This is a genomic window from Bradyrhizobium sp. CER78, assembly GCF_029846235.1.
Lineage (GTDB): Bacteria > Pseudomonadota > Alphaproteobacteria > Rhizobiales > Xanthobacteraceae > Bradyrhizobium.
The window spans coordinates 1-21,037 of sequence record NZ_JARVWP010000037.1 but is presented as its reverse complement, the minus strand read 5'-3'; the positions used below and the strand labels follow the sequence as shown (position 1 = coordinate 21,037).

At 65.4% G+C, this 21,037-nt stretch carries 18 protein-coding genes; 11 read left to right on the top strand and 7 right to left on the bottom strand.

Annotated features, from left to right (window positions below):
* The first annotated feature begins 328 nt into the window (after nucleotides 1-328).
* Both QDT69_RS37015 and QDT69_RS37010 read left to right on the top strand, forming a co-directional pair.
* Entirely contained in the window at nucleotides 329-1,225 is an 897-nt protein-coding gene (locus tag QDT69_RS37015) for an alpha/beta fold hydrolase (protein WP_279711390.1), read from the top strand.
* A 7-nt stretch (nucleotides 1,226-1,232) separates the two neighbouring features.
* Nucleotides 1,233-2,111, top strand: a complete 879-nt coding sequence (locus QDT69_RS37010; RefSeq protein WP_279711389.1) for an efflux RND transporter periplasmic adaptor subunit — start codon at nucleotides 1,233-1,235, stop codon at nucleotides 2,109-2,111.
* A gap of 303 nt (nucleotides 2,112-2,414) precedes the next feature.
* Here QDT69_RS37010 and QDT69_RS37005 read toward each other — a convergent pair whose 3' ends face one another.
* On the bottom strand, nucleotides 2,415-3,266 hold the full coding sequence (locus QDT69_RS37005) for a caspase family protein (protein WP_279711388.1): 852 nt from the start codon (nucleotides 3,264-3,266) through the stop codon (nucleotides 2,415-2,417).
* A 359-nt stretch (nucleotides 3,267-3,625) separates the two neighbouring features.
* Between QDT69_RS37005 and QDT69_RS37000 the strand changes: the two genes are divergently transcribed.
* From QDT69_RS37000 to QDT69_RS36965, 8 genes are all read left to right on the top strand, one after another.
* Nucleotides 3,626-5,353 (top strand): hypothetical protein, encoded by a 1,728-nt coding sequence (locus QDT69_RS37000; RefSeq protein ID WP_279711387.1) that lies wholly within the window; start codon nucleotides 3,626-3,628, stop codon nucleotides 5,351-5,353.
* A 111-nt stretch (nucleotides 5,354-5,464) separates the two neighbouring features.
* Entirely contained in the window at nucleotides 5,465-6,190 is a 726-nt protein-coding gene (locus QDT69_RS36995; protein ID WP_279711386.1) for a thermonuclease family protein, read from the top strand.
* A gap of 249 nt (nucleotides 6,191-6,439) precedes the next feature.
* Nucleotides 6,440-7,210, top strand: coding sequence for an LssY C-terminal domain-containing protein (locus QDT69_RS36990; RefSeq protein WP_279711392.1), 771 nt, complete (start codon nucleotides 6,440-6,442; stop codon nucleotides 7,208-7,210).
* A gap of 132 nt (nucleotides 7,211-7,342) precedes the next feature.
* On the top strand, nucleotides 7,343-8,527 hold the full coding sequence (locus tag QDT69_RS36985; RefSeq protein ID WP_279711385.1) for an aminotransferase class V-fold PLP-dependent enzyme: 1,185 nt from the start codon (nucleotides 7,343-7,345) through the stop codon (nucleotides 8,525-8,527).
* Nucleotides 8,528-8,790: 263 nt separating this feature from the next.
* Nucleotides 8,791-9,843 (top strand): ABC transporter ATP-binding protein, encoded by a 1,053-nt coding sequence (locus QDT69_RS36980; protein ID WP_279711391.1) that lies wholly within the window; start codon nucleotides 8,791-8,793, stop codon nucleotides 9,841-9,843.
* 22 nt (nucleotides 9,844-9,865) lie between these two features.
* The gene (locus QDT69_RS36975) at nucleotides 9,866-10,930 is read left to right on the top strand and encodes a substrate-binding domain-containing protein (protein WP_279711384.1); all 1,065 of its coding nucleotides are present in this window, start codon (nucleotides 9,866-9,868) and stop codon (nucleotides 10,928-10,930) included.
* A gap of 187 nt (nucleotides 10,931-11,117) precedes the next feature.
* On the top strand, nucleotides 11,118-12,836 hold the full coding sequence (locus tag QDT69_RS36970; protein WP_279711383.1) for an iron ABC transporter permease: 1,719 nt from the start codon (nucleotides 11,118-11,120) through the stop codon (nucleotides 12,834-12,836).
* Nucleotides 12,837-12,934: 98 nt separating this feature from the next.
* Nucleotides 12,935-15,040: a S9 family peptidase gene (locus QDT69_RS36965; RefSeq protein ID WP_279711382.1), complete on the top strand. Its 2,106-nt coding sequence runs from the start codon at nucleotides 12,935-12,937 to the stop codon at nucleotides 15,038-15,040.
* 226 nt (nucleotides 15,041-15,266) lie between these two features.
* Here QDT69_RS36965 and QDT69_RS36960 read toward each other — a convergent pair whose 3' ends face one another.
* The 3 genes from QDT69_RS36960 to QDT69_RS36950 all read right to left on the bottom strand — a co-directional run bounded on the left by QDT69_RS36960 (nucleotide 15,267) and on the right by QDT69_RS36950 (nucleotide 18,744).
* Nucleotides 15,267-15,986, bottom strand: coding sequence for a ribonuclease activity regulator RraA (locus tag QDT69_RS36960; protein ID WP_279711381.1), 720 nt, complete (start codon nucleotides 15,984-15,986; stop codon nucleotides 15,267-15,269).
* 136 nt (nucleotides 15,987-16,122) lie between these two features.
* Nucleotides 16,123-17,862, bottom strand: a complete 1,740-nt coding sequence (gene araD, locus QDT69_RS36955; RefSeq protein ID WP_279711380.1) for an L-arabinonate dehydratase — start codon at nucleotides 17,860-17,862, stop codon at nucleotides 16,123-16,125.
* Nucleotides 17,863-18,111: 249 nt separating this feature from the next.
* On the bottom strand, nucleotides 18,112-18,744 hold the full coding sequence (locus QDT69_RS36950; protein ID WP_050426207.1) for a response regulator: 633 nt from the start codon (nucleotides 18,742-18,744) through the stop codon (nucleotides 18,112-18,114).
* Between the two features lie 152 nt (nucleotides 18,745-18,896).
* On the opposite strand from QDT69_RS36950, the gene QDT69_RS36945 reads away from it, so the two are divergent.
* A complete protein-coding gene (locus QDT69_RS36945; protein ID WP_279711379.1) occupies nucleotides 18,897-19,205 on the top strand; it encodes a hypothetical protein in 309 nt (102 codons plus the stop codon).
* A gap of 163 nt (nucleotides 19,206-19,368) precedes the next feature.
* On the opposite strand, the gene QDT69_RS36940 is transcribed toward QDT69_RS36945, so the two are convergent.
* From QDT69_RS36940 to QDT69_RS36930, 3 genes are read right to left on the bottom strand one after another with little or no spacing between them, the layout of a single operon-like run.
* A complete protein-coding gene (locus QDT69_RS36940) occupies nucleotides 19,369-19,686 on the bottom strand; it encodes a PilZ domain-containing protein (protein ID WP_279711378.1) in 318 nt (105 codons plus the stop codon).
* 3 nt (nucleotides 19,687-19,689) lie between these two features.
* A complete protein-coding gene (locus QDT69_RS36935) occupies nucleotides 19,690-20,547 on the bottom strand; it encodes a protein-glutamate O-methyltransferase CheR (RefSeq protein WP_279711377.1) in 858 nt (285 codons plus the stop codon).
* Nucleotides 20,548-20,583: 36 nt separating this feature from the next.
* Nucleotides 20,584-20,973, bottom strand: a complete 390-nt coding sequence (locus tag QDT69_RS36930) for a response regulator (protein WP_279711376.1) — start codon at nucleotides 20,971-20,973, stop codon at nucleotides 20,584-20,586.
* Nucleotides 20,974-21,037 lie beyond the last annotated feature (64 nt).

The following is a 21,037-nucleotide window of genomic DNA, read 5'->3' as shown; positions in this document are numbered from 1 at the left end:
CGATATCCGCGATGAGAGGGATCGTGGCCCCAGCTTCGCGCCACAACCATCATTCGGGGTAATGGGTCCTGGCTTTCGCCAGGACGACACCGAATGTGAGGCAACGTTCCTGATTCAATTATCAAACAGCTGGAGAGATACGCGCCCGCATCCTCGCGAACTCGTGCGCGGTCCCCATCACCATCCGGTGAATCGGACTGCGTCCGCGATCACAATCCCAACCTCCCCCACCCCTCCCAGGAATAACCCGTCCCCCTCTTCGCTCGCGTCATGACGGGCGCGTGCGAACGCGCGCCTGCACGACAACAAGAACGAGCAGGATGGTTTGATGACGGGTTTGAACGGGGCGCCGGATGCGGCGTCGGTGGTAGCGCTGCACTGCTCGCTGGGGTCGGGACGGCAATGGACCAAGCTTGCGGCCGCGCTCGGCGGCGACAGGTTCATGGCGCCGGATATTTCCGGCTATGGCGTTGCAGCCTGCGGGCGCGACTGGCCGCGGACGCTGGATGGCGAGATCGGGCGGCTCGAGCCCTGGCTCGCCAAGGCCTGTGGGCCGATCCATCTGGTCGGGCATTCCTATGGCGGAACGATCGCGTTTCGGCTGGCGACGGCGTCGGCCTATGCGCCGCGGATCCGCAGCCTGACGTTGATCGAGCCTATACTACCCACATTGCTGCGTGACACACCCGCCGACGCGCGGCTGTATGAGCGCTTCGCAGGGATCGCGCAGATGGTGTCGCGGGATGTCTTCGACGGCGCGGTGCTGGAGGCGGTGGAGGCGTTCACCGCGTTCTGGGCCGGCTCCGGCCCGCGCGAGCAGTTCTCGCCGAGCGGGCGGCTGCGGATGATCGAGCAGGCCGACAAGCTGCCTTACGATTTCAACGCCGCGCTCGATCTCGACGCCGTCGCGGCCGCCGCCGGCGCGCTGAAGGTGCCGACGCTATTGATGTCGGGCGGGCTGTCGCCCTATGTGACGCAGCGCATCGTTGCAAAACTCGCCGCGCTGATCGATGGCGCCGCGACGCGGCATCTGCCGGGCGCCGGCCACATGCTGCCGGTGACGCATGCCGAGCGGGTCAATCCGGAGATCCTGGGGCACATCTGGCGCGCGGAGGAACTGGCGAAGCTCGCGCTGGCGGGCGATGCCGGCGCGACAGTGACGGCGCAGCCGGCTGGTTCGGCGAGGGCGCATCTGGTAATGAGGAGGCCCTCATTTTGGGAATAGTTCGCCGATGATTTTGCCCCGCCTGCGCGCTGCCGCCCTCGCCGCCTCGGCGCTGCTTGCGCTCGCGGCCGCTCCCGCGTCCGCAGCGGGCGAGGCCGACGCCGTGCCGAAGGGCGCGGCGGTGACGGTGCTGAAGGCCTCGAAATACTGCTTTGGCAATATCGTCGAGGTCTCGGGCATCGTGATGCCGCGCGACGAGCAGCAGATCCGGCCCGACCGGTTCGGCTTGAAGGTCGCCGAGGTGAAGGCCGATCCCGGCGACACCGTTACCGCGGGCCAGGTGCTGGCGCGGCTGACCGACGGCGCTAACGCGATCAATCTCACCGCGCCGGTGGCGGGCACGATCTCGGCGTCATCGGCGATCGTCGGCGCGCCGGCGTCCGGCAAGGACGCGCTGTTCTCGATCATCGCCAAAAGCGAATACGACCTGGTCGGCATGGTGCCGACCCGCGACATCGCCAAGCTGAAGACCGAGCAGAGCGCGCGGTTGAAGATATCAGGCGCCGGCGAGATGGACGGCAAGGTGCGGCGGATTGCGCCGACCATCGAGCCGAACAGTCAGCTTGGCCAGGTGTTCGTCGGCATCGGCTCGAACCAGCGGCTGCTGGTGAATTCGAGCGGGCGGGCGCAGATCAAGACCGGTCAGAGCTGCGGCGTCGCGGTGCCGCTGACCGCGATCCTCTATTCCACCGCCGGCACCGTGGTGCAGGTGGTGCGCGGCGGCCGCGTCGAGACGCGACGGGTGGAGACCGGATTGATGTCGGCCGGCCAGGTCGAGATCCGCGACGGCATCCAGGAAGGCGACATCGTGGTCGCCCGCGCCGGCGCGCTGCTGCGCGAAGGCGATCCGGTGCGGCCGGTGGGTGCGAGCGCGAATGCGAAGTAGGCGGCGCGGTTTTAAGCAGCGATAGTTTCAGGTGTCGCTAAGCGATGCGTCTCTCAGCGGAGCAAGCGGCACCCCTCTCCCTAACCCTCCCCCGCAAGGGGGGAGGGAACCCATCCGCCGGTGCGTCCCTCACATCAGCTGCGATGTAGGCAATACGCCGTTTGGCGACGTTAGGTGAGCACGCCTGTCCGGCTCCCTCCCCCCTTGCGGGGGAGGGTTGGGGGAGAGGGATTCTCCCCACACAGCGTGCTTGTGATTATCGGATGAATGCGCGGGGCTCACCCGCGCAGGACGCGCCCGGCCTCAGCCGCCGAGCTTGATGTCTTCCAGCAGCGAGGACGACACGCTCGGCACCTGCTCGCCTTCGCTGGCGCGCGAGATCGCGACGCGGGTCTTGTTGAAGGCGCTTTCGGCACCGGCCTGGGCGTTGAGGTTGTTGATCAGCTCCGAGACCAAGACGCTGTTGGTGCCCTTGGAGTCGTCGGCGACCTTGCCCGGCGTCGCCGAGCTCAGCACGATGGTGTTCTCCGGCGGGCTGATCGGCGCGAGGCCGTGCGAGAAGGCGCGGAAGCGGCGCTCATAGGGGTTGCGCCTGGAGGCATCGAGCACCACGAGCTTGGCCTTGGCGCCGCGCTCCTTCATCGCATCGAGCACGGACTCGACGCTGACGCCGGTGCGCTTGACGTCGGCTTCCTTCCAGATCGTGGCATCGACCGGGATCATGTAGCTCTCGCGACCGACCTGCACGCCGTAGCCGCCGAAGAACAGCATCACGACGGTGTCGGGGCGGATCTTGGCCTTCATGCGCTCGACCGCGCGGAACATGTCGTCCTTGGTCGCATCCTCGACCACGTCGACGTCGAAGCCCTCGTGGCGCAGCGCTGATGATAGCGTGCGGGCATCGTTGATCGGCTGGGCCAACGGGGCTGCCGCGTCCGGATAATGGCCATTGCCGATGATCAGTGCGAGACGGGAGGCGCCGGCCGGAATGCTGCCGGTCAGCCCGGCGGCAACGGCCTTATCGCCACCCTTGGCAACATCCGGTGTCCGCTTGTTGAGCGCGGCATGGGCGCCGATCGCCAGCGACACCGTGCCGGCCACCGCCACACAAACGGCGATGGTGCGACGGGAAAGTTGAAGCTGCCTAAGGTTCATAGCGTTCCTAGTCCCAATCCTTGTCCCGAGGGCGCTCGAACGAAATCGCGCCGGGTAAACGCGTTAGTGGCCGTCAGGTTTAATGGGGTTGAGCTGTGTGTGCCGTCGATTGATCTCAATTTGCGGCGCCGCAACAAACACTCCCTTAACCCGGACGGCCGGCCGGGGCAACCCGGTTTGCCGCATGCTGCCGCCCGGCACAGGCCATTGACGCCGTTAAGATCCCGTTACGTGATCTCTGTCACATTTGTATTTTGTACGGATTCATGTAGCTTTCCAAAGGCTTGCGCGTTTGGGGAAGGACCGGGGGAAACACCGCCGGGGCGGCGGCGTTAACCGGTTCCTTGAGAAAGGGATTCATGAGCCTTCACGAGATAGCCGGGGGGGTGTGCCGGGCGCTGACCGTCAAAAAGGACGGCCCATCGCTTTACGACGTTTGCGACCCCGTATTGCAGGCCTATCGCGGCGGCGATCCCCATCTCGGAAAGTTCTACCGGACCGCGCTCGGCAATCCGCCGCTGCGCGCGCTGCTCCGCCGCACCGGCCTGCCGGCGCTGAAGGACCCCGACCGCGTCGCCGGCCTGCGCGCGGCGCTGACCGAGGCGCGCGACGCCGAGGCGCCGGACTGGGCCGCGATCGGCGCCCCGGTCGCAGAGCTGATGGACGACATCGGCGTGCGCCACCCGGCCCCGCCGGCCGCGATCGCGCCGGCGCGCCCGCCCGGGATCGCCGAGATCGACCGCGTGATCCGCAAGACCGGCGCACATCTGCTCGGCTCGTTCGGGAAGAACGGCTTCATCCCGACCTACGCCGCCTTCAACCTGATCGGCGATGCCGACATCGGCGGGCGCGAGATGCTGTTGGCGCTGACCGGGCTCAACGCGCGCGGCTACAAGAACTCGACCTTGCTGTTCAGCCTGGCGCGGATCTTCATCGCGCATTCGCCGGCGCGCGCGCTGATCAACCCGCCATGGCGCGGCATCGCCGAGCCGATGTGGGAGCCGGTGCAGATCCGCCACCGCTCCGCCTATTACGACGCGTTCTTCACCGAGGCGCTGCTGGGCTTTGTCGAGACCGGGCTGGCGTCAGCGGATGAGGCGGGCGCGGCGCGGCGCGCGATCGCCGACATGGTGGCCTTCTGTCTCAAGACCAGCGCCGAGGAGGTGCCGTCGCATGACGGCTCCAATGTGCGGGTGATCACGGCGCTGGCGCCGGGGCGGCATCCGCGCTTCTCGCGGTTCTTCGCCCAGATCAAGCAGGACCTCGGCTTCGGCATCTACGTGCCCGACTGCGACACCACGGCTTGCTCGTTCTCGGCCGCAACGCAAGCCGGCTCCGACGATCCGATCCTCGAGCAGCCGCTGCTCGATTTCTATCGCGGCTACCAGGTGCGCGCTGGTGCCAATGAGCCTGTTGTCACCGTGCCGCTCAATGACAACATCGACTATGAGGGCGGCGTCGTCACCTGGATCGACAATCTCAGAGGCGAGCGGCCGTATGGGAACGACCTCGACCCGACGCTGAACCTCGACATCCTCGAGGTCTCGTTCCGCAACCTCGCCCGCTGGCAGATCATCGAAACGCCGCAGCGGCTCGAGACGGTGCATCGCATCATCGCCTTCCAGAAGAGGCTGGTCGAAAGCGGCGCGTTCAGGAATCCGCGCTCGCACATCTACTATCTGCCCGAACTCTACTCGGCCTATTTCGGCCGCTGCTACGCCGCGTTCATCGCGCTGCCGCTGGCCGCCCAGCGCGTGATCGATCCCGGCAACGTGTTCGCGCTGATCCGCGCCCGCGTGCTCGGCTATGTCCAGGGCGAGCTGATCACCCATGAGATGAACCCGTTCGACGCCGCGCTGGCGCTGATGGCGCTGGCACATCTCGGCGCCGAGGTCGCGAGCTTCACGCCGGCGCTGCATTGCATCGTGCAGGGCCTCGGCGAGGGCGGCCGCAAGGGGCCCTACAAGGCCTATGAGTGGAACAAGATGAAGACGCCGACGCGGATCCTGGTCGGCGGACCCGAGGTGACATCGGCGTTCGTGCTGATGGCGCTGGCGCTGGCGAGGAAGCGGATGGCTCATTCATAACGGATGACGCGAAGTTGAAACTGGCGGAAACACGACAGCACTGGCACGGTTGCCCAATTGCCCGCACAATCGTTGGGCACTGAACGCCAAGAACCTGGCCGGGAAACGCCGATGCTGAAGACGCTGCTCACTGCTGGCCTGTTGCTGTCGCTGCCGACGCTGGCTGTCGCTGCCGACATCACCGGCGTGCCGAAGATCCGCGACGGCGACCAGGTCATGATCGGCAGCGTCAAGATCCGGCTCGGCGGCATCGACGCACCGTCGACCGACCAGCTCTGCCTCAACACCAAGGGTGAGCGCTGGACCTGCGGCGTCGCCGCGCGCGACGAGCTGATCAAGCATGCCGGCCACAAGAGCTGGACTTGCCACGCCCGCTCGGTCGATCGCCGCGGCCGCACCATTGCGCGCTGCGAGGTCGATGGTGAGGACATCCAGAAGTGGATGGTCGAGAACGGCTGGGCGCTGGCCTTCACCCGCGTCTCGCACGACTACGAGCCGGACGAGAAGGCGGCGCGCGAGGCCAAGGCCGGGATGTGGCAGGGCGCGTTCATCGCGCCGTGGGACTGGCGCGTGCGCAACAAGAAGACCGCCGTGCTCGGCGCGGTGAAGGTGCCGGAAAGTGCCCACTCGATCCTGCTCGCCTCGGCGTCCGGCCCGGTTGCGCCTTCACCCGACTGCACCATCAAGGGCAATGTCAACCGCTCCGGCGAATGCATCTTCCACCAGCCGACGAGCCGCTGGTACGCCAAGATCGAGATGAAGATCTCCAAGGGCACGCGCTGGTTCTGCTCGGTCGAGGAAGCCGAGGCCGCCGGCTGCCGCGAGACGCGGCGCTAACGCTTGATCGAATGAGATTGACGTGCAGCCGCATCGGCGATGCGCCCCCTCTCCCGCTTGCGGGGGAGGGCTGGGGTGGGGGTATCACCGCTCGCGACACTCGTTACGAGGAGAGAGCCCCCACCCGGATTGCATCTTCGATGCAATCCGACCTCCCCCGCAAGCGGGAGAGGTAAGGAGAGCTTCGTGACCGATGTCGAGATCAACCCGCCTTCCGCGCGAAGGCGCAGCCGCCTCCGGCAAGCGCAAATGCTGCTGCTGTTCGTGCTGGTCATCTATCTGATCGCAGCCTATCTGGTGCTGCCGGCGCTGTGGACGCACTACGAACACCAGAAGGGCCTCGCCAATCTGCCGATGGTGACCCGCACCGCGCAGGGCATTCCCGGCGACCCGATGAATGTCGGCCTGATCGGCGACACCAAGGACGTGGTCTGCGCGATGCACGAAGCCGGCTGGTTTCCGGCCGATCCGGTCACGCTGAAATCCTCGATCGAGATCGTCGGCTCCGTACTGCTCGATCGTCCCTACAAGGATGCGCCGGTGAGCAACTTGTTCTATCTCGGCCGCCGCGAAGACCTCGCCTTCGAGCGGCCAGTTGGAGCGAGCGCGGATCGCCGCAACCATGTCCGGTTCTGGAAAGTGCTCGACCAGGGTCAGGAGAAGCGCCCGGTGTGGCTTGGCGCTGCGACGCTCGACCGCAGTGTCGGCATCAGCCACTACACCGGCGCGGTGACCCATCACATCGCACCCGACCTCGACGCCGAACGCGCGCTGCTCGCCATCGACCTCGAGTCCGCCGGCATGGTCACGGCGAAGTACCAGGTGACGGGCATCGGCCCTACCTTCGACGGGCACAATGGCGGCGGCGACCTCTATTACACCGACGGTGAAATCTGGGTGCTGCGGCTGGTGGAAGCGTGCAGCAAGAACCACGGCGCCGTCGCGCAAATCCCGAGCCCCGCCGCGACCGAATTCAAGGACCAGATCTGGCGCGCGGTGGTCGAATCGATCGAAAAATAAGGCTGTGTCCCGCGCTTTTGGAAACGCTGGATTGCTTTGTCCGGCTCGCAATCGAAGCCGCAATGGAATATCCTCCGCGCTTGACCCCTCACACGCATGATTTGCGTTGCTTTACCCAAAAGGAACAGGACGATGACCGTTCGCGCGGGCCGGGAATTTCTGGCCATCCCCGGGCCCACCACGATGCCTGATCAGGTGCTGCAGGCGATGCATCGCCCGGCGCTCGACATCTACTCCAGCGAGATGGTTGAACTGACCGAAAGCCTGCTGCGCGATCTCTCGAAGCTGTTCGCCACCCAGGGCAAGTCCTACATCTACATTTCCAACGGCCATGGCGCCTGGGAAGCCACGCTCTCCAACGTGCTGTCGCGCGGCGACAAGGTGCTGGTGCTCGAGAGCGGCCGCTTCGCGATCGGCTGGGGCACTGCCGCCGCGGCTATGGGCGTCGAGGTCGAGGTGCTGAAGGGCGACTGGCGCCGCGCCGTGCGACCGGCCGAAGTCGAGGAACGGCTGCGGCGCGACAAGGAGCACAAGATCAAGGCGATCCTCGTGGTGCAGGTCGACACCGCATCGGGCGCCTACAACGACATCGAGGCGATCGGCAAGGCGATCAAGGCCGCCGGCCACCCCGCGCTGTTCATGGTCGACACCGTCGCCTCGCTCGGCTGCATGCCGTTCGAGATGGACAAATGGTATGTCGACGTCGCGATGAGCGGCTCGCAGAAGGGCCTGATGACGCCGCCCGGCCTCGGCTTCGTCGCCGCCAGCGATCGCGCCTGGGACGCCCACAAGAAGGCCGATCTGCGTACGCCCTACTGGGACTGGACGGAGCGCGAAGGCAGCGAGCACTACCGCAAATATGCCGGCACCGCGCCGGTGCACCTGTTGTTCGCCCTGCGCGAGGCGATCAACATGCTGCACGCCGAGGGCCTGGAGAACGCGTTCGAGCGGCACCGGCTGCTCGGCGAGGCGGTGCGGCGCGCGGTTGCGGTCTGGGGCGAGGGACAGGTGCTCGGCTTCAACATCGCCGAGCCCAACGAGCGCTCCAACACGGTGACGACCGTGACCGTGAAGGGCGCCGACCCCGCCGCGATCCAGCGCTACGCCAAGGAGAAATGCGGCGTCGTGCTCGGCACCGGCATCGGCGATCTGCAGGGCCAGGCCTTCCGCATCGCGCATATGGGCCACGTCAACGCACCGATGATCCTCGGCACGCTCGGCGTCATCGAGGTCGCGCTGACAGCACTGAATATCCCCCACGGCAAGGCCGGCGCCGACGCCGCCATCCAGTGGCTCGGCGAGAACGTGAAGGCGTAGGGCTTCGCTCTCCTCGTCATTGCGAGCGAAGCGAAGCAATCCATGGTTCCGCGCAAGTGGAGCGATGGATTGCTTCGTCGCTATCGCTCCTCGCAATGACGGCTGCGCGATTGCTCATTTTTTGGGATGACGGAGCAAGGACCAGCCCCGACTTATTGAGCAGGCGCGTCCACTTTTCGTCGTCATCGTTTTCCGCTTTACTGCCGGCAACAGCCGGGCACTGATCCCTGCGAACAACAAAATGGAGGGATCGCTTGGCATCGGTGGAATTGCGCGGCCTGGTCAAGCGGTTTGGATCGTTTGTCGCGGTTGATGACGTCTCATTGACAATCGATCACGGCCAGCTGGTCTGCCTGCTCGGGCCGTCCGGCTGTGGCAAGACCACGACGCTGCGGCTGATCGCCGGGTTCCTGGAGCCATCCGACGGCGAGATCCGGGTCGGCGACCGCGTGGTGTCGTCGAAGGCACGCGCGCTGCCGCCCGAGCAGCGCAACATGTCGATGATCTTCCAGAGCTACGCGCTGTGGCCCCACATGACGGTGGCCGAGAACATCGTCTACGGGCTGCGCCTGCGCAAAATGGATCGCGACAGCATTGCGAAAAAACTCGCCGCGATCCTGGCGACCACCAAGCTGGAACCGCTGGCGCAGCGCTACCCCGGCGAGCTCTCCGGCGGCCAGCAGCAGCGCGTCGCGCTGGCGCGGGCGCTGATCGTCGGTCCCGAGACGCTGCTGCTCGACGAGCCGCTGTCCAACCTCGATGCCAATCTGCGCGAGGAGATGCGGTTCGAGATTCGCCGCCTGCATGACGAATATCGCTACACCACGGTCTACGTCACCCACGACCAGTCCGAGGCGATGACGACCGCCGACCTGATCGCAGTGATGAACGCCGGCAAGATCGACCAGCTCGGCGCGCCTGAGGACATCTATGCGCGGCCGGAATCCGAATTCGTCGCGCGTTTCATCGGCGCGGCCAATGTCATCAAGGGCACCGCGCGCGATGCGACCCATGTAGAGTTCGCCGGCGCGACACTGGAAGTGGTCGGCGCCAGGCTCACGGCCGGCCAGAGCGCGCCGGTCGCGATCCGCCAGCATGAGATTCTGCTTTCGACGCAGGCCCCGACCGCCGCACCAAACACGCTGAAGGCCGTCGTGACGCGGCAGGTCTACCTCGGCATGAACCGCGACTACATGGTGGAAACATCAGACGGCACCTCGCTGCGGGTGACCACGCCGACCGAGACCGCGGTCGAGAAGGGCAGCGAGGTCTGGCTGACACTGCCAGCGGAGCGCTGCCGGGCGCTCAGCCGATAACAACAAGAAACGGAAGGACGCGATGCGGAAACCAATTTCCAGGCGCAATGTCCTGAAAGGCTCCGCGGCGCTTGCAGTTGGTGCGGTGTTCGCTTCGCCCGCGCGCGCTGCGGCACCCGAGCCCACTGCGATCACGCCGGACCTCGTCGCGGCCGCGACAAAGGAAGGCAAGCTCGTGTTCTATTCGTCGATGGACTTGCCGGTCGGCGAAAAGCTCGGCAAGGCGTTCGAGGCCGCCTATCCAGGGATCACGGTGCAGATCGAGCGCTCGGGCTCGGAACGGCTGTTCCAGCGGGTGGCGCAGGAGTTCGATTCCAACATCCACGCCGCTGATATCGTCAACAGCGCCGATGCTTCGCACTTCATTCCCTGGAAGAAGAGCGGCTGGCTGATGCCGTTCGTGCCCGAGGACGTCGCGAAACATATTCCAGATAATTATCGCGACCCCGATGGCATGGCCGTCACCACGCGGCTGTGGCTGTCGTCAATCGCCTACAACACCAACCTGGTGAAAGCGGAGGATGCGCCGAAGAGCTTTGCCGACCTGCTCGATCCCAGATGGATGGGCAAGATGGTGAAGGGCCATCCCGCCTATAGCGGCACCATCATGACCACGACATTCCAGATCGTGCGCGAGCTCGGCTGGCCGTATCTGGAAAAGCTTTCCAGGCAGCGCGTGATGCAGGTGCAGTCCTCGACCGATCCGCCGAAGAAGCTGTCGCTCGGCGAGCGCGCTGTGATGGCCGACGGCAATGAATACGGCATCGTGCTGCTGAAGGAAGCCGGCCAGCCGGTCGAGCCGGTCTATCCGACCGAGGGCACGCCGACGATCTCGGGTCCGACCGGCATCTTCGCCAGCGCGCCGCATCCGAACGCCGCAAAGCTGTTCCAGGCCTGGCTGCACACCCGCGAGACCCAGCAGTTCTTCGTCGACTTCACCGGGCAATATTCGGTACACGCCCAGGTGCAGCCCAAGGCCGGCCGCCGCAAGCTCGCCGACATCAAGCTGATGAAGGAGGATCCGGCGGGAGTGGAAACGATGACCGAAGAGATCAAGACGCGCTATGCGCGGTTGTTTCGGGTGTGAGGATGGAGCGCGCGATGCACGCTTCCTTGCCTCGCCCCGCTTGCGGGGAGAGGCCGACGCGCATCGCAAGATGCGCGGCGGGTGAGGGGGCCCCTCCACGCGTCGCGCTCGCGGAAACTGCCCCTCACCCCTCCCTCTCCCCGCGAAGGGCGGGGAGAGGGAGCTGAAGCAGCTCACCCGGATCAACATGACCACAACCACCACCTCCCCCACCCCTCGCCCCCGCATCGACTGGACGCGCCCGGTGCTGTGGCTGTTCGCCGCGATCCTCGTCCTCCTGATCCTGCTGCCGCTGTCGTGGCTCGCGGTGTACGCCTTCACCGACAAGAACCGCCATCCGACACTTGCCAACTTCGTCACCCTGTTCAGCAATCCCGACTTCCTCGATCCGCTGCTGACGACTGCGATCATCGCGACAACGTCGGCCTTGATCTGCTGCATCGTCGCGGCGCCGATCAGCTGGCTGGTGTCGCGCACCGACATGCCGGGACGGCAGATCATCCGCGCGCTGGTGACGGCCTCGTTCGTGACGCCGCCGTTCCTCGGCGCTGTCGCCTGGGAATTGCTGGCGGCGCCGAATTCGGGGCTGCTGAACCAGCTCTACCGGCTGTTCGCCGGCGAGGACGCCGACGCGCTGTTCAACATCTATTCGATGACCGGGATCATCTTCGTGATCTCCTGCTACACCTTCCCGTTCGTGTTCGTGCTGGTGGCCAATGCACTCGACACCATGCCGGGCGAGCTGGAAGACGCCTCCGCAATCCTCGGCGGCAATGCCTGGACCACGGCACGGCGGGTGACGATCCCACTTGCCCTGCCCGCGCTGGTCGCGGGTGCGCTGATCGCATTCCTGCAGGCGATGACGCTGTTCGGCTCACCCGCGATCCTGGCGCTGCCGGCCGGCTTCCACACCATGACGACCAAGATCTGGAGCCTGTTCCAGTATCCGCCGAAGCTCGAGCTCGCGGCCGCCGCCGCGGTGCCGCTGCTGGTGCTGACCATCCTGCTGCTGCAGGGCCAGAAGGCGCTGCTCGGCCGCCGCGGCTATTCGGTGATCGGCGGCAAATATGGCGCGCCGCGCCGGGTCGAGTTGCGCGGCTGGCGCTGGGCCGCGCTCGGCTTCTGCCTTTTGGTGCTGCTCAATCCGGTGTTCCTGCCTTACCTCGCGCTGCTCAACGCGGCGTTCTCGCCGAACGCCACCACGCTGGTGACGCCGTCGACGGCCACCCTGCACAACATCGTCTTCGTCTTCACCGAGCTGTCGTCGACGCAACTGGCGCTGAAGAACACCGTGATCCTGGGTACCGCGACCGCGACGATCGGCACCATCCTGGCGCTCGTCATCGCCTATGTCACGACGCGCAAGGTGATCGCGGGCCACCGCGTGCTCGGCTTCCTTGCCACCGCGCCGGTCGCGGTGCCCGGCATCGTGCTCGGCGTCGGCCTGTTCCTGAGCTACACGCGGCCGCCCTTCGTGCTGTACGGCACGCTATGGATCCTGCTGCTGGCATTTCTCACCATCAACCTGCCCTCGGCCTATCAGCAATTGCAGGCGGCGTTCGCGACCATCCATCCCGAGCTCGAGGAAGCCAGCCGCATCCTCGGCGCGACGCGGCTGCAGGCGCTGCGCCAGATCACCGCGCCGCTGCTACGCACCGGCGTGATCGCGACCTGGTGCTTCATCTTCATCGGCGTGATGCGGGAACTATCGGCCGCGATCGTGCTGTTCACCTCGCAGACCAAGGTGCTGTCGGTGCTGATCTACGATCTCAACGAAGGCGGCGACCTCGCCGCGATCGCGGTGCTGGGCATCGCGATGCTGGTGATCACCTTCGCCGTGGTGCTGGCGGTGAACCAGATCCCGATGTCCGGCGGCAATGCGGGCGCGAAGCTGCGGAACGGCTAGGACGCCCAGTCCGCGTGCGGGCGCGCGAACGGGCCCACCATCTGGCAATCGCCACATTCATCCCGATATAGAGCGGAACCCCGCATCATGAGGATCGTGTGACCCAATCCACCAAGACATCGCCCCCGGTCGCGCCGCGCCGGCCGCATTCCTTCACCACCCACGGCATCGCGGTGACCGACGACTATGCATGGATCAAGGATCCGAATTGGCAAGAGGTGCTGCGCGATCCTTCGATCCTCGATCCCGACATCCGGAGCTATCTCGAAGCCGAGAACGGCTACACCGAGAGCCTGCTCGGCCACACCGACGGCTTGCAGAAGCGCCTCGTCAAGGAGATGCGCGGACGGATCAAGGAGGATGATTCCAGCGTGCCGTCGCCGGACGGCCCGTTCGCCTATTTCAGAAAATTCCGCGAAGGCGGCCAGCACGAGCTGTTCGCCCGAACGCCACGTGACGGTGGCGAGGCACATGTCGTGCTCGACGGCGACGCGCTGGCGAAGGACCACAAATATTTCAAGTTCGGCGGCAGCCGGCACTCCAACGATCACCGCTTGCACGCCTGGAGCGCCGATACCAAGGGCTCGGAATATTTCTCGATCCGGGTGCGCGACTGGGCTGATGGCACCGATCTCGACGACCTGGTCGAGGAGACCGATGGCGGCGTGGTCTGGGCTGCGGATTCGAAAAGCTTCTTCTACGTCAAGCTCGACGACAACCACCGGCCGATGCAGGTGTGGCGGCACAGACTCGGCACCAAACAAGCCGACGACACCCTGATCTACGAGGAGCAGGATTCCGGCTGGTTCACCCATCTGCACGAGAGCGCAAGCGGCCGCTTCTGCGTGATCGCCGGCGGCGACCACGAGACATCGGAGCAGCGGCTGATCGATCTTGCCAATCCCGATGCGCCGCCACGGCTGGTCGCGGCGCGTGAGGAAGGCGTGCAATATTCGATCGCCGACCGCGGCGACGAGCTCTTCATCCTGACCAATGCCGACGACGCGGTCGACTTCAAGGTTGTCACAGCAAAGCTCGCCTCGCCCGAGCGCGCCAACTGGCGCGACCTGATCCCGTATCGCGAGGGCGTCTATGTGCTCGACGTCGAGCTTTATGCCGGCCACATGGTACGGCTGGAGCGCGCCAACGCGCTGCCGGCGATCATCATCCGCGACCTCAGGACCGGCGAGGAGCACGCGATTGCTTTCGACGAGGCGGCCTATTCGCTCGACACCATGGGCGGCTACGAGTTCGACACCACCAACTTACGGTTTGCCTATTCGTCGATGACGACGCCGTCGGAGGTCTATGACTACGACATGGCGACGCGGACGCGGGTGTTGCGCAAGCGCCAGGAGATTCCGTCCGGCCACAACCCGGCCGACTACGTCACCACGCGCATCATGGCGACGTCACACGACGGCGCGCTTGTGCCGGTCTCGATCCTGCATCGCAAGGATTTCGTTCGCGACGGCAAGGCGCCGCTGCTGCTCTATGGCTACGGCTCCTACGGCATGGCGATGCCGGCATCGTTTGCGGCGAACCGGCTGTCGCTGGTCGACCGCGGCTTCGTCTATGCAATCGCACATATCCGCGGCGGCGCCGACAAGGGCTGGGGCTGGTATCTCGACGGCAAGCGCGAGAAGAAGACCAACACGTTCGACGATTTCGCCGCCGCAGGCCGCGCGTTGATCGAAGCGAAGTACACGGGTGAGAAGCGCATCGTCGGCCATGGCGGCTCGGCGGGCGGCATGCTGATGGGCGCGGTCGCGAACCGCGCCGGCGAGCTGTTCGCCGGCATCGTCGCCGAGGTGCCGTTCGTCGACGTGCTCAACACCATGCTCGACGACACGCTGCCGCTGACGCCGCCGGAATGGCCGGAATGGGGCAACCCGATCGAGAGCGAGAAGGACTTCCGCACCATCCTGTCCTATTCGCCCTACGACAACGTCGCGGCGAAAGATTATCCGGCGATCCTCGCGATGGGCGGGCTCACCGATCCGCGCGTCACTTATTGGGAGCCGGCAAAATGGATCGCCCGTCTGCGCGCCACGATGCGTGGCGGTGGCCCGGTGCTGCTGCGCACCAACATGGGCGCCGGCCACGGCGGCGCCTCCGGCCGCTTCAACCGGCTGGACGAAGTCGCGATCGTCTATGCGTTCGCACTGTGGGCGGTGGGGATGGCGAAGAAAGCGGAAGTGTAGAACGCCGTAGCCCGGATACCTCCCCATCGTCGTCCTGGCGAAAGCCAGGACCCATACCGCGTGATGTATCGAGCAAGGAAGTCGCGGTACCACGGCACGCAACGCAATTGCCGGTCTTCGCCAAACTCCTCCCTGTGGTTATGGGTCCCGGCCTTCGCCGGGACGACGACGGGATGCGTGGCGATCGCTCCTCGAGGAACGACCGCGGAGAGCGAGGAGGATGCCGCTACCTTCCCTTCGCCTTCCGCCAGACCGCGAAATCCTTCAACGTCTGCTCATCCGTCGCGGGATAGAGGCCGAAGATGCCACGGCCGTTCTGGACCTGCTCGGTGACGAAATCCTCGAACGCGGTCATCTCGAAGGTCTCGTTGGCGATCTCGTCGGCGAGGTGCGCCGGGATCACGATGACACCGTCGCTGTCGCCGAGGATCACGTCGCCGGGAAACACCGGCGCGTCGCCACAGCCGATCGGAACGTTGATCTCGATCGCCTGATGCAAGGTCAGATTGGTCGGTGCGCTCGGGCGGTGATGAAACGCCGGGAAGCCGAGCCGCGCGATCTCGGCCGAGTCGCGAAAGCCGCCGTCGGTGACGACGCCGGCGCAGCCGCGCTTCATCAGCCGCGTCACCAGGATGGCGCCGGCCGACGCCGCGCGCGCATCCTTGCGGCTGTCCATGACAAGCACCGCGCCCACAGGGCAATCCTCGATCGCCTTGCGCTGCGGATGCGCGCGATCGCGGAACACCTCGATCGTGTTGAGGTCCTCGCGCGCCGGCATGTAGCGCAGCGTGAAAGCTTCGCCGACCATGGTCGGCTGATCCGGACCCAGCGGATGCACATCCTGGATCATCTGGATGCGCAAGCCGCGCTTGAACAGCGCGGTCGCGACGGTGGCGGTGGAGACGGATTTCAGCTTAATGCGGGTGGAGTCGCTGAGTTTTGACATGGTGCTCTCTTCGTCATTCCGGGGCGCGCGCAGCGCGAGCTATGATGCGCAATTGCGCATCTGAGAATCCATCGGGCCGCATGCGCTGTGGACAAATGGGTTCCGGGCACACGCTTCGCGTGCCCCGGAACGACGGTTAATAAATCGACGGCTCGCCGACCGGCTTGCCGAACCCGGTCTCGAGGAAATCGAAATCGCAGCCCTCATTGGCCTGCTTGATGTGTTTCGAGAACATCCAGCCATAGCCGCGCTCGAAGCGCTTCTCGGGCTGCTTCCATTCCGCGCGGCGTTTGGCGAGTTCCGCCTCCGGCACATCGAGATTGATGGTGCGCGCGGCGACGTCGAGCGTGATGCGGTCGCCGTTCTTCACCAGCGCCAACGGGCCGCCGATATAGGATTCCGGCGAGACGTGCAGGATGCAGGCGCCGTAGCTGGTGCCGCTCATCCGCGCGTCCGACAGCCGCACCATGTCGCGCACGCCCTGCTTCACGAGCTTGGTCGGGATCGGCAGCATGCCCCATTCGGGCATGCCCGGCCCACCCTGCGGGCCGGCATTGCGCAGGATCAAGACGTGATCGGCCGTAACATCGAGATCGGGATCGTCCACCGCCTTCTTCATCGACGGGTAGTCGTCGAACACCAGCGCTGGCCCGGTGTGCTTGAGGAAGCGCGGATCGCAGGCGGACGGCTTGATCACGCAGCCATCCGGCGCGAGATTGCCCTTCAACACCGCGAGCGCGCCCTCCTTGTAGATCGGATTTTCGACGGTGCGGATAACGTCGTCGTTGTGGACCTCGGCGCCCGCGATGTTCTCGCCCAGCGTCCTGCCTGACACGGTCATGCAGTCGAGATGCAGATGCTGCCTGATCCGGTTCATCAGGCCGGGCAGCCCGCCGGCGTAGAAGAAATCCTCCATCAGATATAGGTCGCCGCTCGGCCGCACATTGGCGATGACAGGCACCTTGCGGCTCGCTTTCTCGAAATCGTCGAGGGAAATGTCCTGGCCGGCGCGGCGCGCCTGCGCAATGAGGTGAATGATGGCGTTGGTCGAGCAGCCCATCGCCATCGCGACCGTGATCGCATTCTCGAAGGCTTTTCGCGTCTGGATCTTCTGCGGCGTGAGATCCTCCCACACCATCTCGACGATGCGGCGGCCGGCCTCCGAGCTCATGCGGATATGGTTGGCGTCGGCCGCGGGGATCGACGAGGCGCCGGGCAAGGTCATGCCGATGGCTTCGGCGATCGCGGTCATGGTCGAGGCGGTGCCCATGGTCATGCAGGTGCCGTAGCTGCGGGCGATGCCCGCTTCCATGTCGACCCAGTCCTTGTCGGAGATCTTGCCGGCGCGGCGCTCATCCCAATATTTCCAAGCGTCCGAGCCGGAGCCGAGCGTCTTGCCCTTCCAGTTGCCGCGCAGCATCGGCCCGGCCGGCAGATAGATCGCCGGCAGGTTCATGCTGGTTGCCCCCAATAGCAGGCCGGGCGTGGTCTTGTCGCAGCCGCCCATCAGCACCACGCCATCGACCGGATGGCCGCGCAGCAGCTCCTCGGCATCCATCGCCAGCATGTTGCGGTAGAGCATCGTGGTCGGCTTCAAGAGCGATTCCGACAGCGACAGTGCCGGCAGCTCCAGCGGAAAGCCGCCGGCCATCAGCACGCCGCGCTTGACGTCGTCGACCCGGCTCTTGAAGTGCATGTGGCAGGGCTGCGCATCCGACCAGGTGTTGATGATCGCGATGACAGGCCGGTCGCGCCATTCCTCCGGCGCGTAGCCCATCTGCATCGCGCGCGAACGATGGCCGAAGGCGCGCAGATCGTCGGGCGCAAACCAGCGCGCGCTGCGCAATTGATCCGGGGTCTTGTTCTTCTTGGTCATCTTGGATGCGCCATGTGTTTTGGTCGTGCGTGTCTCGACATTGCTCGCGCGCGCCGTCGGCGCGCATGCCCTGCGCCACGGATATACAGGATTTCCGGGACGTGTCGTCCCGCGCGCGGCGCAGACGTGCCGTTCGCCGTCCGCACCTGTTTCGCAAGTCGGGACCAGCCCGCACCGCCCGCTGAGCGTGCGGCGCACAAACTTGCAATTTGGAAATCGGCGCGTCTGCCAGCCTTGGCCAGCCTTGGCTTACTTTTGCTGCGCCGTCATCACGATGCGGACGAGATCGGCGGCGTTGCGGGCGCCGAGCTTCTTCATGATGTTGGCGCGGTGGTCCTCGATCGTACGCGGGCTGATGCCGAGGTGACGCCCGGCCTCCTTGTTGGAGGCACCCGCCGTGAATTGCTCGAGCACCTCGCGTTCGCGGCGGGTCAGCGGCTCGCGCCCCGGGAAATGCAGCGAAGCGATGCGCGACGCCGAGGTCTCGGCCTGGCGCCTAGTATAGGCGTCGATCGCCTCATTCAGGCGGCTGACGATCTCGTTGCCGCGGAACGGCTTCTCGATGAAGTCGAGCGCTCCGTTCTTGATGGCGCTGACCGCCATCTGAATGTCGCCCTGGCCGGAAATCATGAAGATCGGCGCCGGGTAGTCCTCGCCGTGCAATTCCCTCAGGATATCGAGGCCGGATTTGCCGGGAATGTGCACGTCGAGCAGGATGCAGGCCGGCGTCCTGCTGCGCGCCACCGCGAGCAGTGCGGCGCCGTCTGCAAAGCAGATCACCTTGTAACCGGCGGTCGACAGGACCACGGAAAGCGTCTCGCGAACGGCGGGTTCGTCGTCGACTACGAAGATTTCCCCGCGAGGAGCGCCATTCTCAACCATATGCATCGTCCATCAGTGGTGAAGCGTGCTACCCAGACTGCACAAGAACCAGTTCGACCATCTCGATCAATGGACCCGTATTTGTACGGGACGTCCGCTTAACGCACAAGTAGCACCGCGTTCCCTAAAAGTGGGGCAGTGGAGAAACATGCATGGAAAATGCAGCGGCGGACGGCGTTGCAGTGTGCTTGGACGAGGACAACGATCCCTACAGCCTGATCGTGACGGACCTAGTGGCGCTGATCGGCCATGTCCAGGCGAGCCTGCGGCTGATCGAGGCGGCGATCGCGCGCGAGGCATTGCTGGCCGAGCAGGACGCCGCAGCCGACATCTTCGTGCTCGACGACGTCACCCCACGCTACACCGTCGCGTCCACGACCCTGAAGGCCTGCGACGCCGGCCTCGGTATGGCGCTCGATCGGCTGCGCGATTCCGAGGCACCGGCGCGCTTGCTGAACTGACCGGCCGGACCGACCACCGCCGGGTTCGACACGTCAACGCGGATTATCCCGACGACGCCCAACCCTCGAGGCGACGATCCGTTCCAATTCCTGATTTCCAGCAGATGCGGCCCGCCCAGCCGGAGCAGGCTTTGGCATCAGGCCTTGTTCGCAGCCTCTGGCGTCAGGCCCTGGCCCGCTCTTCGTCGGAGCCCGACCGCCGCTTGCTCGGTTTGCCCTTCAGGAAGCTGATGTCCATTTCGGTGCCGTTGACGCGGACCAGTTCGCAGCGGCGGTAGGCGAGCCCGGTCGAGGACAGTAGCAGGAAGAACTCCTTCAGGTTGAGCCCCTGAATGGAACCCTCGACGGTCAGCGACGCGTCATTGTCGGAGATGGCATTGAGCTGGCAGTCGCGCCGCCAGGTGCCGTCGATGGCCATGATGCAGACATCGACGCCCCGGCTGAACGTAACTCGCTCGATGGATTTGCCGTCCTCGGTCATCGCTCAATATCCGACCGCCATGGCGGGCCGCGGCGTCGCCAGTGCTGCCCGCACCCCGCTCGGCCGGTACAGGCCACGCCGCTCGGGAAGCGGCTTGAACGTGTCGGTCAGACCGACCACGGTCTCGGCGGCGCCGAGCACCAGGAAGCCGTCGGCCTCCATCAACCGTGCGAGACGGTTGAAGATGTTGATCTTGGTGTCCTGATCGAAATAGATCAGCACGTTGCGGCAGAAGATCACATCGAAAGTGCCTAGCTGGGAGAAGTCGTGCAGCAGATTGAGCTGACGGTGCTGCACCATCGCGCGCAACTCGGGATTGATCTGCCAGAATTCACCCGACTGCTTGAAATACTTCACCAGCATCTGGATCGGCAGCCCGCGCTGCACCTCGAACTGGCTGTAGATGCCGGCCTTCGACTTCTCCAGCACCTCCTGCGACAGATCGGTCGCGACGATCTCGACCCGCCATCCGGCGAGCGCCGCGCCCATCTCCTTGAGGCACATCGCCAGCGAATAGGGCTCCTGGCCGGTCGAGCCCGCGGCGCACCAGATCCGGACGCTGCGGCGCGCGGCCCGCGCCTTCAGGATCTCGGGCATGATGGTGTCGCGGAAATGGTCGAACGGCACCTTGTCGCGGAAGAAGAACGTTTCGTTGGTGGTCATGGCCTCGACCACCTGGACGGTGTGCGTCGACGAGCCGGCCTTGATCTTGGTGATCAGGTCGGGGATGCCGGACAGGCCGCATTTGCGCGCCAGCGGCAGCAGGCGGCTTTCGATCAGATATTGCTTGTCTGCGGACAGATCGAGACCGGAATGGTCCTTCAGGAGCTTACGCAGATACTCGTAGTCGGGGGGCGTCACGGGAGCCTCGCAAGGACGAAAGGGTGAAACTGGGTGTCAGGCTTCGGCCGGCGTATCGAGCGCCAGCAGGCCCACTTCCTGGAATTTCGCGATCACGATGTCCTTGTCGAACGGCTTCATGATGTATTCGTTGGCACCGGCATGCAGCGCCCGCGAGATGTGGTCGATGCCGTTCTCGGTGGTGCAGAACACCACTTTCGGCACGTCGCCGCCCGGCATGCGGCGGAGTTGTACGAGGAATTCGAAGCCGTCCATCACGGGCATGTTCCAGTCGAGCAGCACCGCGTCCGGCAGCGCCTGCTTGCAGGCCTCGAGCGCGACCGCGCCGTCCTCGGCTTCGATGACGGTGAATTCCATTCCTTCGAGGATGCGGCGCGCGATCTTTCGCACCACACCGGAATCGTCGACGACAAGACATGTCTTCATGTGTTGGCCTCCTTGTAGAGTCCGCCGTCTCCGCGGCGGAGCGTTACGCTGCAGCAGCTGTTCT